Consider the following 14,994-nt stretch of genomic DNA (forward strand, 5'->3'; position numbering starts at 1 on the left):
GGCGCGCGCCGGCGCGTCGAAGCCACCCTGCTTATTTCGCCGACAACTTCCGCCACAGCGTCGTCTTGCTGATGCCGAGCATCGCGCACGCGCGGTCACGGTCGCCGCCGCAGGCGTCGAGCACCGCGCGGATCTCGTCGGCTTCCGCACGGCGGCGGCGCGCGTGCAGCGTCTGCGCATCGTCGGTGTCGGCCGCGTCGGGTGGCGCCGCGAACAGCTCCGGCGCGATCGCCTGAAGCGCGTCGGGATCGAGCGCGCCGCACGCGGCCGTGGGATCGTTTTCATCGGCTTCTTCGGCGAGTTCCACCGCGATCCGCTCGATCACGTTCTGCAGTTCGCGCACGTTGCCGGGCCACCGGTAGCGCGCGAGCGTGGCCTGCGTCGCGCCGAGCACGCGCGCGGCATCGGCGGCGTCGCGCAGGCGGTCGGCGAGGCGCGGCTCGCGGCGTGCGGCCTGCACGAGCAGCGTGGCCGCGAGTGCCGGGATGTCGGCTGCGCGCTCGCGCAGCGGCGGCAGGCCGACGTTCAGGATGTTGAGCCGGTAATAGAGATCCGCGCGGAACGTGCCGGCCTCGACGGCCGCGAGCAGCGGACGGTGCGTCGCGGCGATCACGCGCACGTCGATGCGGATCGGCTCGGTCGAGCCGAGGCGGATCACCTCGCGCTCCTGCAGTACGCGCAACAGCCGGCTCTGCAGCGACGGCGGCATCTCGCCGATCTCGTCGAGAAACAGCGTGCCGCGGTGCGCGGCCTCGAACAGGCCGGTCTTGCCGCCGCGCCGCGCGCCGGTGAACGCGCCTTCCTCATAACCGAACAGTTCGCTTTCGAGCAGCGCTTCCGGAAACGCGCCGCAGTTGACCGCGACGAACGGGTAGCTGCGCCGCGCGGACAGCGCGTGCAGGCTTTGCGCGATCATTTCCTTGCCGGTGCCGCTTTCGCCGAGCACGAGCACGGTCGCGTCGGATTTCGCGTAGCGGCGCACGAGATCGCGCACGCGCGCCATCGGCGCCGATGCGCCGACCACGTCGTCGAGCGCGTAGCGCGCCGCGAACTGCTGCGTGGTGGGTTGCGAACGCAGCGCGCGGTCGAGCCGTTCGACCGCACGCGACTCCTGGAACGTCAGCACGCTGCCCGACGTGACGCCGCGATCGACGAGCGGCCCGCGATGCACGACGTAACGCACGCCGCGCACGGTCGCGAGCGCGTCGCCGTCCTCGCCGCGCAGCGTGCGCAGCTCGGGCCGCAGGTCGACGAGCGCGCGGCCGACGGCCGCCGCGGGTTCGACCCCGAGCGCCGACGCGAGCCGCTCGTTGATCGCCTCCACGCGGCCGCGCGCGTCGAGCGCGACCACGCCGTCGCGCAGGTGCTGAAGCAGGTTGTCGAGCCGCTGGCGGCGGAACGCCTCGGCGTGTGTCGCATACGCGACTTCGAGCGCCGTATCGACAGCCTTGCGCACCGACGCATGCGAATACAGGAACACCGCGCCCATGCCTGCGCTGGCCGCGAGATCGGTGACGAGGCCGGGGCCGACGATCGTCTCGATGCCGCGGTCGCGCAGCTCGTGCACGCAGGCTTCCGCTTCCTGCGCGGACTGATATGACGCAAACTGCACGTCGAGGCCGTATGCGGCGACGAAGCGGCGCACTTCCGGCGGCGTTTCCCCGGCGCTGACGAGCGCGATCCGCGACGCGTCGCGCCGGGCGCGCGCGAGCGCCTGCATCACGTCGAAACCGGTCGGCGATACCACCACCACCGGCACCTGCGCACGCGTCTTCAGGAAGCCGCCGTTCGAGCCGGCCGCGACGATCACGTCGGGCCGCGCGGTGCCGGCCTCCGCGATCGCGCTGAGCGCATCCTCATAGGCGCGCGTCACGATGCGCACGTCGGCGCGTTCGTCGAATTCGCCGGCGATCTCGCGAAAGAGATCGCGCAGGCGGCTGATGCCCATCGCCCAGATGCGCGGGCGCGCCGCGCGATCGGCCGGGCCGACGGGCTTGGTCGAGGAGAGGTCCATGGCGGTCGATTATGCGCGCGCGATTTCATTTTTGAAACATGAGATTGCCGAATTGAAATCGCCGGGCATGGCATCGCCCGTGCCGGTTGCTTAAGAATCAGTGGGTTAGCGACGTTCCGCGAGCTGGCCCGGTCCTTGCTGTTATCGGGCATTCCATCAGGAGGCCGTTCATGAGCAATACGCATCTTCAGAGCGCCGGCGCGAAGTTCCGCGCGGCAGTCGCGGCCGAGCAGCCGCTGCAGGTGGTCGGCGCGATCACCGCGTACGCGGCCAAGATGGCGCAGGCTGTCGGCTTCAAGGCCGTGTACCTGTCGGGTGGCGGCGTCGCCGCGAACTCGCTCGGGATCCCCGACCTCGGCATCAGCACGATGGAAGACGTGCTGATCGACGCGAACCGGATCACCAACGCGACCGACCTGCCGCTGCTGGTCGACATCGATACGGGCTGGGGCGGCGCGTTCAACATCGCGCGCACGGTGCGCTCGTTCATCAAGGCCGGCGTCGCGGCCGTGCACCTCGAAGACCAGGTTGGCCAGAAGCGCTGCGGCCACCGTCCGGGCAAGGAAGTCGTGCCGACCGACGAAATGGTCGATCGCGTGAAGGCCGCGGTCGATGCGCGTACCGACGACCAGTTCGTGATCATGGCGCGCACCGATGCCGCCGCCGCCGAAGGGATCGACGCCGCGATCGAGCGTGCGATCGCTTATGTCGAAGCCGGCGCGGACATGATCTTCCCGGAAGCGATGAAGTCGCTCGACGACTACCGCCGCTTCAAGGCAGCCGTGAAGGTGCCGATCCTCGCGAACCTGACCGAGTTCGGCTCGACGCCGCTGTTCACGCTCGACGAACTGCGCGAGGCGAACGTCGACATTGCGCTGTACTGCTGCGGCGCGTATCGCGCGATGAACAAGGCCGCGCTGAACTTCTACGAGACGCTGCGCCGCGACGGTACGCAGAAGGCGGCCGTGCCGACGATGCAGACGCGCGCCGAACTGTACGACTTCCTCGGCTATCACGAATACGAGCGCAAGCTCGACGAGCTGTTCGCGCAGGGCAAGAAGTAACGCGGCCCGCGCGCCGGGCACGGTTCCCGGAACGCTTTGCATGAAACCGGGCCGCGCGCACCCGTGCCGCGCCCGGCGGACATGACACCCCCGATACACATTGGAGAGCAGAAACATGAGCGAGACGAAAGACGCAGCAGCACCGGCCGCCGCAGGCGCATTCAAGCCGAAGAAGTCGGTGGCGCTGTCGGGCGTGACGGCCGGCAACACGGCGCTGTGCACGGTCGGCAAGACCGGCAACGACCTGCACTACCGCGGCTACGACATTCTCGACGTCGCCGAATCGTGCGAATTCGAGGAAATCGCGCATCTGCTCGTGCACGGCACGCTGCCGAACCTGACCGAACTGGCCGCGTACAAGACCAAGCTGCGCGCGCTGCGCGGCCTGCCGAGCGCGCTGAAGGTGGCGCTCGAGCAGATCCCGGCGTCCGCGCACCCGATGGACGTGATGCGCACGGGCGTGTCGGTGCTCGGCACCGTGCTGCCGGAGAAGGACGACCACAACCTGCCGGGCGCGCGCGACATCGCCGACCGCCTGATGGCATCGCTCGGCTCGATGCTGCTGTACTGGTATCACTTCTCGCACAACGGCAAGCGCATCGAGACGGAAACCGACGACGACTCGATCGGCGGCCACTTCCTGCACCTGCTGCACGGCAAGACGCCGTCGAAGTCGTGGGTCGAGGCGATGCACACGTCGCTGATCCTGTACGCGGAACACGAATTCAACGCATCGACGTTCACGGGCCGCGTGATCGCGGGCACGGGCTCGGACATCTACTCGGCGATCACCGGCGCGATCGGTGCGCTGCGCGGGCCGAAGCACGGCGGCGCGAACGAAGTCGCGTATGAGATCCAGAGCCGCTACAGCTCGCCGGACGACGCGGAAGCCGACATCCGCCGCCGCGTCGAGAACAAGGAAGTCGTGATCGGCTTCGGCCACCCGGTCTACACGATCTCCGATCCGCGCAACAAGGTGATCAAGGGCGTCGCGCACAAGCTGTCGAAGGAAGCGGGCGACGTGAAGCTGTTCAACATCGCCGAGCGCCTCGAATCGGTGATGTGGGACGCGAAGAAGATGTTCCCGAACCTCGACTGGTTCAGCGCGGTGTCGTATCACATGATGGGCGTGCCGACCGCGATGTTCACGCCGCTGTTCGTGATCTCGCGCACGTCGGGCTGGAGCGCGCACATCATCGAGCAACGCGTCGACAACAAGATCATCCGCCCGAGCGCGAACTACACCGGTCCGGAAGACCTGCAGTTCGTGCCGATCGAGAAGCGCTGATCGCCCGCCGCGCATGCCGGCACCCGTGATGCGGGCCGCCGGCGCGCGTGGAACGTCATACCCAGATTCCCGCCCCACATCATGAATACCGCCAACCGCAAACCCCTGCCCGGCACGTCGCTGGACTATTTCGACGCGCGTGCCGCGGTCGACGCGATCGCGCCCGGCGCCTACGACACGCTGCCGTACACGTCGCGCGTGCTCGCCGAAAACCTCGTGCGCCGCTGCGACCCGGCGACACTCGCCGATTCGCTGAAGCAGATCATCGAGCGCAAGCGCGAACGCGACTTCCCGTGGTTCCCGGCGCGCGTGGTGTGCCACGACATCCTCGGGCAGACGGCGCTCGTCGACCTCGCGGGCCTGCGTGACGCGATCGCCGACGGCGGCGGCGACCCGGCCAAGGTGAACCCGGTCGTGCCCGTGCAGCTGATCGTCGACCACTCGCTCGCGGTCGAATGCGGGGGCTTCGATCCGGACGCGTTCGCAAAGAACCGCGCGATCGAGGATCGCCGCAACGAGGATCGCTTCCACTTCATCGAGTGGACGAAGAAGGCGTTCGAGAACGTCGACGTGATCCCGCCGGGCAACGGCATCATGCACCAGATCAACCTCGAGAAAATGTCGCCGGTGATCCAGGTCAGCGGCGATGGCGTCGCGTATCCGGACACCTGCGTCGGCACCGACAGCCACACGCCGCACGTCGACGCGCTCGGCGTGATCGCGATCGGCGTCGGCGGCCTCGAAGCGGAGAACGTGATGCTCGGCCGCGCGTCGTGGATGCGCCTGCCCGACATCGTCGGCGTCGAGCTGACCGGCAAGCGCCAGCCCGGCATCACCGCGACCGACGTCGTGCTCGCGCTGACCGAGTTCCTGCGCAAGGAAAAGGTGGTCGGCGCGTACCTGGAATTCCGTGGCGTTGGCGCGGCGAGCCTCACGCTCGGCGATCGCGCGACGATCTCGAACATGGCGCCCGAATACGGCGCGACGGCTGCGATGTTCTTCATCGACGGCCAGACGACCGACTACCTGCGCCTCACCGGCCGCAGCGACGAGCAGGTGAAGCTGGTCGAGACCTACGCGAAGGCGGCGGGCCTGTGGGCCGATACGCTCGCCAACGCGCAATACGAGCGCACGCTCACGTTCGACCTGTCGAGCGTCGTGCGCAACATGGCCGGCCCGTCGAACCCGCACAAGCGGCTGCCGACGTCCGATCTCGCCGCGCGCGGGATTGCCGGCCAGTGGGAAGAGAAGGCGGGCGAGATGCCCGACGGCGCGGTGATCATCGCCGCGATCACGAGCTGCACGAACACCAGCAACCCGCGCAACGTGATCGCCGCGGCCTTGCTCGCGCGCAACGCGAACGCGAAGGGCCTCGTGCGCAAGCCGTGGGTGAAGAGCTCGCTCGCGCCGGGCTCGAAGGCGGTCGAACTGTATCTGGAAGAAGCGAACCTGCTGCCCGAACTCGAGAAGCTCGGTTTCGGCATCGTCGCGTTCGCGTGCACGACCTGCAACGGGATGTCGGGCGCGCTCGACCCGAAGATCCAGCAGGAAATCGTCGATCGCGACCTGTACGCGACGGCCGTGCTGTCCGGTAACCGCAACTTCGACGGCCGCATCCACCCGTACGCGAAGCAGGCGTTCCTCGCATCGCCGCCGCTCGTCGTCGCGTATGCGATCGCCGGCACGATCCGCTTCGACATCGAGAAGGACGTGCTCGGCCACGATCAGGACGGCAAGCCCGTCACGCTGAAGGACATCTGGCCGACCGACGAGGAGATCGATGCGATCGTCGCGTCGAGCGTGAAGCCCGAGCAGTTCCGCAAGGTCTACGAGCCGATGTTCGCGCGTAGCGCCGATGCGGGCGAGCGCGCGGCGCCGCTGTACGACTGGCGCGCGCAGAGCACGTACATCCGCCGTCCGCCGTACTGGGAAGGCGCGTTGGCCGGCGAGCGTACGCTGCAAGGAATGCGCCCGCTTGCGGTGCTCGGCGACAACATCACGACCGACCACCTGTCGCCGTCGAACGCGATCCTGCTGGACAGCGCGGCCGGCGAATATCTCGCGAAGATGGGCCTGCCGGAAGAAGACTTCAACTCGTACGCGACGCACCGGGGAGACCACCTGACCGCGCAGCGCGCGACCTTCGCGAACCCGACGCTGATCAACGAGATGGCGGTCGTCGACGGCGCGGTGAAGAAGGGCTCGCTCGCGCGCGTCGAGCCGGAAGGCAAGGTCATGCGGATGTGGGAAGCGATCGAGACGTACATGAATCGCAAGCAGCCGCTGATCGTCGTGGCCGGCGCCGACTACGGCCAGGGCTCGTCGCGCGACTGGGCCGCGAAGGGCGTGCGGCTCGCGGGCGTCGAGGCGATCGCCGCCGAAGGCTTCGAGCGGATCCACCGCACGAACCTGATCGGGATGGGCGTGCTGCCGCTCGAGTTCAAGCCGGGCACGAACCGGACGACGCTCGGCATCGACGGCACCGAGACCTTCGACGTGATCGGCGAGCGCACGCCGCGCGCCGACCTGACGCTCGTGATTCACCGCAAGAACGGCGAGCGCGTCGAGGTGCCGATGACGTGCCGGCTCGATACCGCCGAGGAAGTGTCGATCTACGAAGCGGGCGGCGTGCTGCAGCGTTTCGCGCAGGACTTCCTCGAATCGTCGCAGGCGGCCTGACGGGCGCACAACGGGAACACAGACATGGCTCATATTCCTCAAATCAGGATTCCCGCGACCTATATCCGCGGCGGCACCAGCAAGGGCGTGTTCTTCCGGCTGCAGGACCTGCCGGACGCCGCGCAGGCGCCGGGCGCCGCGCGTGACGCGCTGCTGCTGCGCGTGATCGGCAGCCCCGATCCGTACGGCAAGCAGATCGACGGGATGGGCGGCGCGACGTCGTCCACCAGCAAGACGGTGATCGTGTCGAAGAGCACGCGGCCCGGCCACGACGTCGACTACCTGTTCGGCCAGGTCTCGATCGACAAGGCATTCGTCGACTGGACCGGCAACTGCGGCAACCTGTCGGCGGCGGTCGGCCCGTTCGCGATCAGCGGCGGGCTCGTCGATCCGGCGCGCGTGCCGCGCGACGGCGTCGCGACCGTGCGGATCTGGCAGGCGAACATCGGCAAGACGATCGTCGCGCATGTGCCGGTCACGAACGGCGCGGTGCAGGAGACGGGCGACTTCGAGCTGGACGGTGTCACGTTCCCGGCCGCCGAGGTGCAGCTCGAGTTCATGGACCCGGCCGCGGAGGAAGAAGGCGCAGGCGGGTCGATGTTCCCGACCGGCAACCTCGTCGACGATCTCGCGGTGCCGGGCGTCGGCACGCTGAAGGCGACGATGATCAACGCGGGCATCCCGACGATCTTCGTCGAGGCGGAAGCGATCGGCTATACGGGCACCGAGTTGCAGGACGCGATCAACGGCGATGCGAAGGCGCTCGAGAAGTTCGAGACGATCCGCGCGCACGGCGCGCTGCGCATGGGCCTGATCGATACGCTCGATGAAATCGCGACGCGGCAGCACACGCCGAAGATCGCGTTCGTCGCGAAGCCGGCCGATTATGTTGCGTCGAGCGGCAAGCGCGTGAACGCGGGCGACGTCGACCTGCTGGTGCGCGCGATGTCGATGGGCAAGCTGCACCACGCGATGATGGGCACGGCGGCGGTCGCGATCGGCACGGCCGCGGCGATCCCCGGCACGCTCGTCAATCTGGCGGCGGGCGGCGGCGAACGCAACGCGGTGCGCTTTGGCCATCCGTCGGGCACGCTGCGCGTCGGCGCGGAAGCGCAGCAGCAGGAGAACGGCGAGTGGACCGTCACGAAGGCGATCATGAGCCGCAGCGCGCGCGTGCTGATGGAAGGCTGGGTGCGGGTGCCGGGCGACGCGTTCTGATCGTTGCTGGCGGTATCGATGGAGATGCGGGCGGCTTCGGCCGCCCGCGTCGTTTCAGTCAGCCGTGCAGGAAGCGGCGCAGCGCGTCGTGGCTCAGTCGGCGCGCCGTTTCGGACACACGTGCGCCGGGCACGATGTCGAAACCGTGCACGCCGCCGGGCAGCACGTGCAGTTCGGTCGGCACGCCCGCGCGGAGCAGGCGCTGCGCGTAGTCCAGATTTTCATCGAGGAACAGGTCGAGCGAGCCGACCGACAGGAACGCGGGCGGCAGGCCGTCGAGCCGCGTGGCGCGTGCAGCCGCAGCGTATGGCGACACGCCGTCGATGCCCGGCGCGTGACCGAGCAGCGAGGTCCAGCCGAACCGGTTGTTGGCCGCGTGCCAGACGAATTCGCCGGCATGTGGATGCGGCGTGCGCGTGCAGGTGCGATCGTCGAGCATCGGATAGACCAGATGCTGGAACGCGAGCCGGTATTCGCCGCGGTCGCGGGCCAGCAGCGCCAGCGCGGCGGCGAGCCCGCCGCCCGCGCTCTCGCCTGCCACGCCGATGCGGGCCGCGTCGATGCCGAGCGTATCGGCATGGCGGAAGACCCATGCGAGCGCCGCGTAGCAATCCTCGATCGCGCCGGGAAACGCGGTCTCCGGCGCGAGCCGGTAGTCGATCGAGATCAACGCGCAGCCGAGCTGCGTCACGAGAGACCGGTGCACCGCCTCGAGATCGTTCGCCTTGCCGCGCACAAAGCCGCCTCCGTGCATGTGAACGATTGCCGGGAGCGGGGGCGCTTGATGGTCGGGCAGGTAGACGAGGACCGGGACGTCCGGCGCGCCGGCAGGGCCGGGCACCGTGCGGCGCTCGAGCGTGCTGCCGGCAAGGTCGGGCGGCGGCAGCGGCAGCACGCGTTCGCGCGACTGTGCGAGGTTGTCGAGGCCGAGCGTGACGGTCGGCCAGGTGTCGAGCAGCGGGCGGATTTCAGGATCGACGAGATGCAGGGTGTCCAACGCGTAGCTCCATCGTGAAGGTGGGCGGTGCACCGCGGTCAGAGCACGCTGCGCGCGATGACCCAACGATGCACCTCGGTCGGGCCTTCGAAGATGCGCATCAGCCGCGCTTCGCTGGCCATCTGCTGCAACGGCATTTCCTTCGTCATGCCCATCGCGCCGAGCGTCTGCATCGCATGATCGATGACGCTCGATGCCATTTCGGTGGCGAACACCTTGACCATCGAGATCTGCGTGCGTGCATCCTGCCCGGCATCCACGCGCGCGGCCGCTTCGTAGGTCATGAGGCGGCACGCGTGGATCTGCGTGAGCGCGTCGGCGACCCACCACTGGACCGCCTGGCGTTCCGCGAGCGGCACGCCGAAGGTCTTGCGCTGTTTCGCATGGTCGCACAGCATCGCGACCGCGCGCTCGGCGCGGCCGATGCACCATGCGGCCATCTCCAGCCGCCGGTTCGCGAGCCGTGCCTGCATCGGCGCGAAGCCGGCACCTTCCTGGCCCAGTAGTTGCGCGGCGGGAATGCGACAGTCGTCCAGCACGATTTCGTAGGTCGACAGCCCGCCGATCATCGGAATCCGCCGTTCGATGACGAAGCCCGGCGTATCGCGGTCGACGATGAACGCCGACATGCCGCCGCGTTTGCCCTTGCTTCGATCGGTGAGCGCCATCACGATCGTCCAGTCGGCTTCGGGCGCGTGGCTGATCCAGATCTTCCGTCCGTTCAGCACCCAGCTGTCACCGTCGCGCACGGCCGTCGTCGACAACGCGCCCGGGTCCGAGCCGGCGCCCGGCTCGGAGATCGCCATCGCGGCACGCGTGAGCCCGCGTGCGTACGACTCGAGATAGCGCGCGCGCTGCGCGTCGTCGGCCACTTCGCACAGCATCCGCAGGTTCGGTGAATCGGGCGGCAGGATGTACGGCGTCACGGTCGTACCGATCGCTTCGTTGACGCCAACCATCGCGACGGCCGGCAGGTCCGAGCCGCCGGCGTCGAGCGGCGCGTCGAGGCCCCACAGGCCGAGCTGCCGGGAACGCTCGTCGAGGTGTGCGCGTTCTTCGTCGAGCAGCCCGAAGCGCTGGCCGTCGGCCTCGCGGGCCATGACCGCCGCTTCGAGCGGAATCAGCTCGTCCTGCACGAAACGTGCGACGAGGTCGCGGATCATCCGGTGTTCGAGTTCAAGGTCGAAATTCATGGGAGTCGATGTGTGTGAGAAAAGGGAGGTCGATGCCGTCAGCCGGCGTTCGCGCGCGACACCGCGCGGGTGCGCAGCGTGCCGAGCAATGCGATGGCGCCGGCCGCCAGCAGCGCTGCGTTGAAATAGAGGCCGCCGCGCATCGACCCGGTGGCCGTGTTGAGCACGCCCATCAGGAACGGGCTCGCGAACCCGCCGATCGCGCCGGACATCGTGATCGCCGCGATCGCAACCGCCATCGAGCGCTTCGGCAGCGCGAGCCCCGGCAGCACCCAGAACGCAGGCAATGCCGCGGCGTGCGTGGCGACCGCGACGCAGAGCGCGATCATCAGGTGCGATGTGCCGGTGGTGCTCGCCAGCCCGGCGAGCGCGGCCGCGCACGCGAGCATTGCGACTGCGCCGTGCCCGCGCCATTCGCGCCGGCGCTCGGTGCGCCAGCCCATCGCGAGCATGCCGACGATGCCGCACAGGTAGGGCAACGCGGATAGCAGGCCGATCTGCATCGCGCCATGCAGGCCGCCGCGATGCAGGATCACGGGCATCCAGAACACGAGCGCGTAGCCGGCTGCCGCGATCGCGAAATTGGCCGCGCACAACAGCCAGAAGTCGCGGTGCGCAAGCAGCGGCCGTGCCGTGTTCGCGTCCGGCGCGCCGGCTTCGGCGTGGATGTGCGCGGCGCGCAGTGCGGCCTTGTCGGCGTCCGACAGCCAGCGCGCGTCGTCCGGCCGGTCGTCGAGAAAGCGCAGCGCGACGAGGCCGAGCACGCTGCTCGGCAGCCCTTCGACGACGAACAGCCATTGCCAGCCGCTCAGGCCGGCAGCGCCGTCGAAGTAAGAGAGGATGGCGCCCGATACGGGGCCCGCGATCAGTCCCGCGAGGTACAGCGCGGTCATGAACAGCGCGAACGCCTTCGCGCGCTGCCGCGGCGGATACCACGCGCCGAGATAGAACAGGATGCCGGGGAAGAAGCCGGCCTCGAACACGCCGAGCAGAAAGCGGCACGCGTAGAACTGCGCGGGCGTCGTCACGAACATCGTCGCGGCCGAGCCGAGCCCCCACAGCACCATGATCCGGGCAATCGTCTTGCGTGCGCCGATCCGCGCAAGCAGTGCATTGCTCGGAATCTCGAACGCCATGTAGCCGATGAAGAAGATGCCCGCGCCGAGCCCGTAGACGGCGTCGGAGAAGTGCAGTTCGGCGGCCATCTGCGCGTGCGCGAAACCGATGTTGATCCGGTCGATGAACGACAGCGTGTAGCAGAGGATCAGGAACGGCAGCAGCCGGCGCGAGATCCGGCGGTAGAGCGCCTGCGTCGCACGATCGTCGACGGCGGCCGGGTGAGTGGAAAGGGTCGGGGTCATGGGCACTCCGTCAGAAGCGGTGAACGATGCCGAGCGCGAACACCTGCTCGGTGCCGCCCGGTTGCGGCTGCAGGCCGACGACGATCGTGTTGCGGGCGTCGCCGCCGTTCTTCATGTACAGATAGCGCGCGTAGAGCGACGTGCGCTTCGACAGCGGATGGTCGTAGCCGACGCCGAGCGCGGTCGCGTCGTTCGCCGAGCCTTTCACGTCGCGGCGCACGACCGAGACGAGCACGCGATCGAGTGCGCCGACGTTGATCGACGCGCCGACGCTCGCCGTCGAGAACGCGGGCAGGTGCGGCGCCGTGCCGACGCCGTACAGAAACGCGGCGTACAGCTTGACGCGTGCGAATGCGTAGTTGGCCGCGAACACGTAGTGGCGCGTCGTCGACGGCGAGACGACGGGCGCCAGGTTGCCGGCCGACGTGTCGCCCTGGAAGCCGGCGCCGAGGTAGAGCCCGCCGATCCGGTACTGAAGCCCCGCGCCGTAGTTGCGCCCGGCCTGCGTGGACAGCGCGTTCGGTGTCGGAAAGCCGTACGTGGCCATCACGCGCAGGCCGTTCCAGTCGGGGCTCAGATACGACGCGGCCTGATTGAAGCGCGGAATCGGTGGCGTCGTGTTGCTCGTGATCGTGTCCGTCGACGTCGCGAGCAGCGCGAGCGGGGACAGCCGTTCGTTGAGCCCGAACGGATCGCCGTCATAGACGATGTAGAACGCGGGCGTGTATTGCCGGCCGAGCCGGAGGTCGCCGTAGCGCGTGTTTTGCAGCGACACGTAGGCCTGCCGGTAGAACAGCGTGCCGCCCTGGAACGATCCGTCGGCCGGCGAGAAGCCGCTTTCCAGCACGAACTTCGTCGATGTGCCGCCGCCGAGATCCTCGACGCCGGTCAGTCCGAACCGGCTCGTCGACGAGCCGCCGCCGCTTTGCCGTAGGGTCGACAGGCTGCCGATGCGATCGAATTCGACGTAGCTGTCGACGATCCCGTACAGCGTGACTGACGACGCGTGCGCCGATGTGGCGCACAGCACGCACGCGCCGATCAGGAGTGCTTTCCGTTGCATGAAGGTGTCTCCGTTCCATGTCTTTTTTGTGGCGCGCCCGCGTTCTGGGAGCGGTTGCGCGCGTGGTGCGGCCTTGCGTGCCGGGTTCAGCGTCCCTTGAACACCGGCTTGCGCTTCTCGAGGAACGCGCGGGCGCCCTCGATCCGGTCCTCGCTCGCGTAGACGTCGGGGCCGACGTCCAGCCGCAGCGCGGCGGCCACCGGCAGTCCCTGGCTGCGCGTCGCGGTTTCCTTGATGCGGCGGATCGTGAGCGGCGCGTTCGCGGCGATCGTCTGCGCGAGTTCGCGCACGGTGTCGTCGAGCGCGGCGCCGGGGACGACGCGGTTCAGCAAGCCGGCGCGCTGCGCCTCGTCCGCGTCGAAGCGGCGGCCCGTGAACAGCAGCTCCATCGCGATCGCGCGCGGCAGCATGCGCGGCAGCAGCACGCTCGCGAAGTTCGCACCCATCCCGACCCGCGCTTCGGGCAGCGCGAAGGTCGCGTGATCGGCGGCGATCCGCAGGTCGCAGGCGAGCGCGATTTCGCAGCCGCCGCCGATGGCGTGGCCGTTGATTGCCGCGATCGTCGGCTTGCGCAGTTCGAGGATCAGCTCGTGCACGTTGCGAGCGAGCCCGCGCATCGGCTGCATCCCGCGTATCTCGGGATCGCCGAGATCGACGCCCGCGCTGAACGCGCGTTCGCCCGCGCCGCGGATCACGATGACGCGGATCGACGGGTCATCGTCGAGCGTGACGAGTTCGTCGCACAGGCGCCGGATCGCGTCGGCGGACAGTGCATTGGCGACGTGCGGGCGATGGATCGTCAGCCACGCGATGCCGTCGTCGTCGTTGCGAAGGATCGACGGCGCGTCGTCGCCCGTCAGCGAGGAAAACGAGCCGGATGCGGTCATGACGTGCTCCCGGTGGCGTCGGCGCGCGTGTCGTGGAGCACGCCTGCCTGCCGCAACGCGTCCCGGCGCGCCGCGTCGATGCCGAACGCGCCGAGCACGGCGTCCGTATCGGCGGCGAACGGTTGGGGCGGCCGGCGTATCGAGCCGGGCGTGCGCGACAGTTTGGCGGGGATGCCTGCGCCGGTGTACGTGTCGGTGTCGACGAACATCGCGTTGCGCGCGGCCTGCGGGTGGCCGAATGCATCCGCGACGGTATTCACCGGTCCTGTCGCGACGCCGGCCTGCAGCAACCGTTCGACGACGTCGTCGGCGCGCAGCTCGGCGGTCAGCTGGCCGAGCAGCGTGTCGAGCGCGTCGCGATGCGCGACGCGCTGCGCGTTGGTCGCGAATCGCGGATCGCGCGCCAGCTCGGGCACGCCGAGCGCGTCGACGAGCCGCGCGAACGTGCGGTTGTTGCCGGCGCCGGTCGCGACCGGCTTGTCCTTGCACGGATAGACGCCGTACGGCGCGATGGCGCCGTACACGTTGCCGGTCGCGACGGGCACCTCGCCGGTCGCCATCCAGCTCGTGCTGACCGGATGCAGCATCGACAGCGCCGTGCTGAACAGGTCGATGTCGACGTGCTGGCCGAGGCCGGAGCACGTCCGTTCGACCAGCGCGAGCAGGATGCTCGACACGGCGCTCAGGCCGGCCGCAAAATCGACGACCGGAAACGGCACCTTGAGCGGCATGCCGCCCGGCTCGCCGTTGATCGACATGAAGCCGGCGAGGCCTTGCGCGACGGCGTCGTAGCCCGGAAACCGCGCGAGCGGGCCGTCGGTGCCGTATCCGGAGATCGAACAATGAACGAGGCGCGGGAAGCGTTCGCGCAGGTAGTCGTCGTAGCCGATGCCCCAGCGTTCGAGCGTGCCCTGCTTGAAGTTGTCGATCAGCACGTCGGCCGTTTCGAGCACGCGGAACAGCACGTCACGTCCGTCGGGATGCGACAGGTCGAGCGCGAGATTGCGCTTGTTGCGGTTGAGCCCCCAGTAGTAGCTGGAAAGGCCGTTCGGCATCGCGGGCCCCCAGTCGCGCGTTTCGTCGCCCTGCGGCGGTTCGATCTTGATGACGTCCGCGCCGTGGTCCGCGAGCGTCTGCGCACAGAACGGCCCCGCATAGACGCGGCTCAGGTCCACCACGCGCACGCCTGCGAGCGCGCCTTCCTTACTGCTGGTCATGACGATGTCTCCT

The 14,994-nt window shown here is 68.9% G+C and carries 11 protein-coding genes; 4 read left to right on the top strand and 7 right to left on the bottom strand.

The genetic code is table 11. The features are described from left to right. Positions 1 to 31: 31 nt before the first annotated feature. Complete coding sequence (gene prpR / locus HAV18_RS12980) at positions 32 to 2,014, bottom strand: propionate catabolism operon regulatory protein PrpR (RefSeq protein WP_166956114.1); 1,983 nt, start codon at positions 2,012 to 2,014, stop codon at positions 32 to 34. A 170-nt stretch (positions 2,015 to 2,184) separates the two neighbouring features. On the opposite strand from prpR, the gene prpB reads away from it, so the two are divergent. The 4 genes from prpB to prpF all read left to right on the top strand — a co-directional run bounded on the left by prpB (position 2,185) and on the right by prpF (position 8,263). Further along, positions 2,185 to 3,078 carry a methylisocitrate lyase gene (gene prpB / locus HAV18_RS12985; protein WP_166956116.1) on the top strand — a complete coding sequence of 298 codons (894 nt, stop codon included), beginning with the start codon at positions 2,185 to 2,187 and terminating at the stop codon, positions 3,076 to 3,078. A 115-nt stretch (positions 3,079 to 3,193) separates the two neighbouring features. Further along, the gene (gene prpC / locus HAV18_RS12990) at positions 3,194 to 4,366 is read left to right on the top strand and encodes a 2-methylcitrate synthase (RefSeq protein WP_166956119.1); all 1,173 of its coding nucleotides are present in this window, start codon (positions 3,194 to 3,196) and stop codon (positions 4,364 to 4,366) included. A gap of 81 nt (positions 4,367 to 4,447) precedes the next feature. Further along, positions 4,448 to 7,045, top strand: a complete 2,598-nt coding sequence (acnD, locus tag HAV18_RS12995) for a Fe/S-dependent 2-methylisocitrate dehydratase AcnD (RefSeq protein ID WP_166956121.1) — start codon at positions 4,448 to 4,450, stop codon at positions 7,043 to 7,045. Positions 7,046 to 7,069: 24 nt separating this feature from the next. Beyond that, positions 7,070 to 8,263 carry a 2-methylaconitate cis-trans isomerase PrpF gene (gene prpF, locus HAV18_RS13000; RefSeq protein WP_166956123.1) on the top strand — a complete coding sequence of 398 codons (1,194 nt, stop codon included), beginning with the start codon at positions 7,070 to 7,072 and terminating at the stop codon, positions 8,261 to 8,263. Between the two features lie 58 nt (positions 8,264 to 8,321). Here prpF and HAV18_RS13005 read toward each other — a convergent pair whose 3' ends face one another. The 6 genes from HAV18_RS13005 to HAV18_RS13030 form a co-directional block, all read right to left on the bottom strand. Then, the gene (locus HAV18_RS13005; protein ID WP_166956126.1) at positions 8,322 to 9,260 is read right to left on the bottom strand and encodes an alpha/beta hydrolase; all 939 of its coding nucleotides are present in this window, start codon (positions 9,258 to 9,260) and stop codon (positions 8,322 to 8,324) included. Positions 9,261 to 9,298: 38 nt separating this feature from the next. After that, positions 9,299 to 10,453, bottom strand: coding sequence for an acyl-CoA dehydrogenase family protein (locus HAV18_RS13010; RefSeq protein ID WP_166956128.1), 1,155 nt, complete (start codon positions 10,451 to 10,453; stop codon positions 9,299 to 9,301). A gap of 38 nt (positions 10,454 to 10,491) precedes the next feature. Then, complete coding sequence (locus HAV18_RS13015) at positions 10,492 to 11,814, bottom strand: MFS transporter (protein WP_166956131.1); 1,323 nt, start codon at positions 11,812 to 11,814, stop codon at positions 10,492 to 10,494. A gap of 10 nt (positions 11,815 to 11,824) precedes the next feature. Continuing rightward, complete coding sequence (locus HAV18_RS13020; RefSeq protein WP_166956133.1) at positions 11,825 to 12,877, bottom strand: porin; 1,053 nt, start codon at positions 12,875 to 12,877, stop codon at positions 11,825 to 11,827. An 86-nt stretch (positions 12,878 to 12,963) separates the two neighbouring features. Next, positions 12,964 to 13,764 carry an enoyl-CoA hydratase/isomerase family protein gene (locus HAV18_RS13025; protein ID WP_166956136.1) on the bottom strand — a complete coding sequence of 267 codons (801 nt, stop codon included), beginning with the start codon at positions 13,762 to 13,764 and terminating at the stop codon, positions 12,964 to 12,966. Next, entirely contained in the window at positions 13,761 to 14,981 is a 1,221-nt protein-coding gene (locus HAV18_RS13030) for a CaiB/BaiF CoA-transferase family protein (protein ID WP_166956138.1), read from the bottom strand. The genes HAV18_RS13025 and HAV18_RS13030 overlap by 4 nt, the downstream gene beginning before the upstream one ends. Positions 14,982 to 14,994: the final 13 nt, after the last annotated feature.

Source organism: Burkholderia sp. D-99, from assembly GCF_011605345.1.
Classification (GTDB): Bacteria; Pseudomonadota; Gammaproteobacteria; order Burkholderiales; family Burkholderiaceae; genus Burkholderia.

Excerpts from the sequence above, each read along its gene's own strand:
- HAV18_RS13015 (WP_166956131.1), bottom strand. The coding sequence starts at position 11,814 with ATGACCCCGACCCTTTCCACTCACCCGGCCGCCGTCGACGATCGTGCG.
- prpC (WP_166956119.1), top strand. The coding sequence starts at position 3,194 with ATGAGCGAGACGAAAGACGCAGCAGCACCGGCCGCCGCAGGCGCATTC.
- prpB (WP_166956116.1), top strand. The coding sequence starts at position 2,185 with ATGAGCAATACGCATCTTCAGAGCGCCGGCGCGAAGTTCCGCGCGGCA.
- HAV18_RS13010 (WP_166956128.1), bottom strand. The coding sequence starts at position 10,453 with ATGAATTTCGACCTTGAACTCGAACACCGGATGATCCGCGACCTCGTC.
- prpF (WP_166956123.1), top strand. The coding sequence starts at position 7,070 with ATGGCTCATATTCCTCAAATCAGGATTCCCGCGACCTATATCCGCGGC.
- HAV18_RS13030 (WP_166956138.1), bottom strand. The coding sequence starts at position 14,981 with ATGACCAGCAGTAAGGAAGGCGCGCTCGCAGGCGTGCGCGTGGTGGAC.
- acnD (WP_166956121.1), top strand. The coding sequence starts at position 4,448 with ATGAATACCGCCAACCGCAAACCCCTGCCCGGCACGTCGCTGGACTAT.
- prpR (WP_166956114.1), bottom strand. The coding sequence starts at position 2,014 with ATGGACCTCTCCTCGACCAAGCCCGTCGGCCCGGCCGATCGCGCGGCG.
- HAV18_RS13025 (WP_166956136.1), bottom strand. The coding sequence starts at position 13,764 with ATGACCGCATCCGGCTCGTTTTCCTCGCTGACGGGCGACGACGCGCCG.
- HAV18_RS13020 (WP_166956133.1), bottom strand. The coding sequence starts at position 12,877 with ATGCAACGGAAAGCACTCCTGATCGGCGCGTGCGTGCTGTGCGCCACA.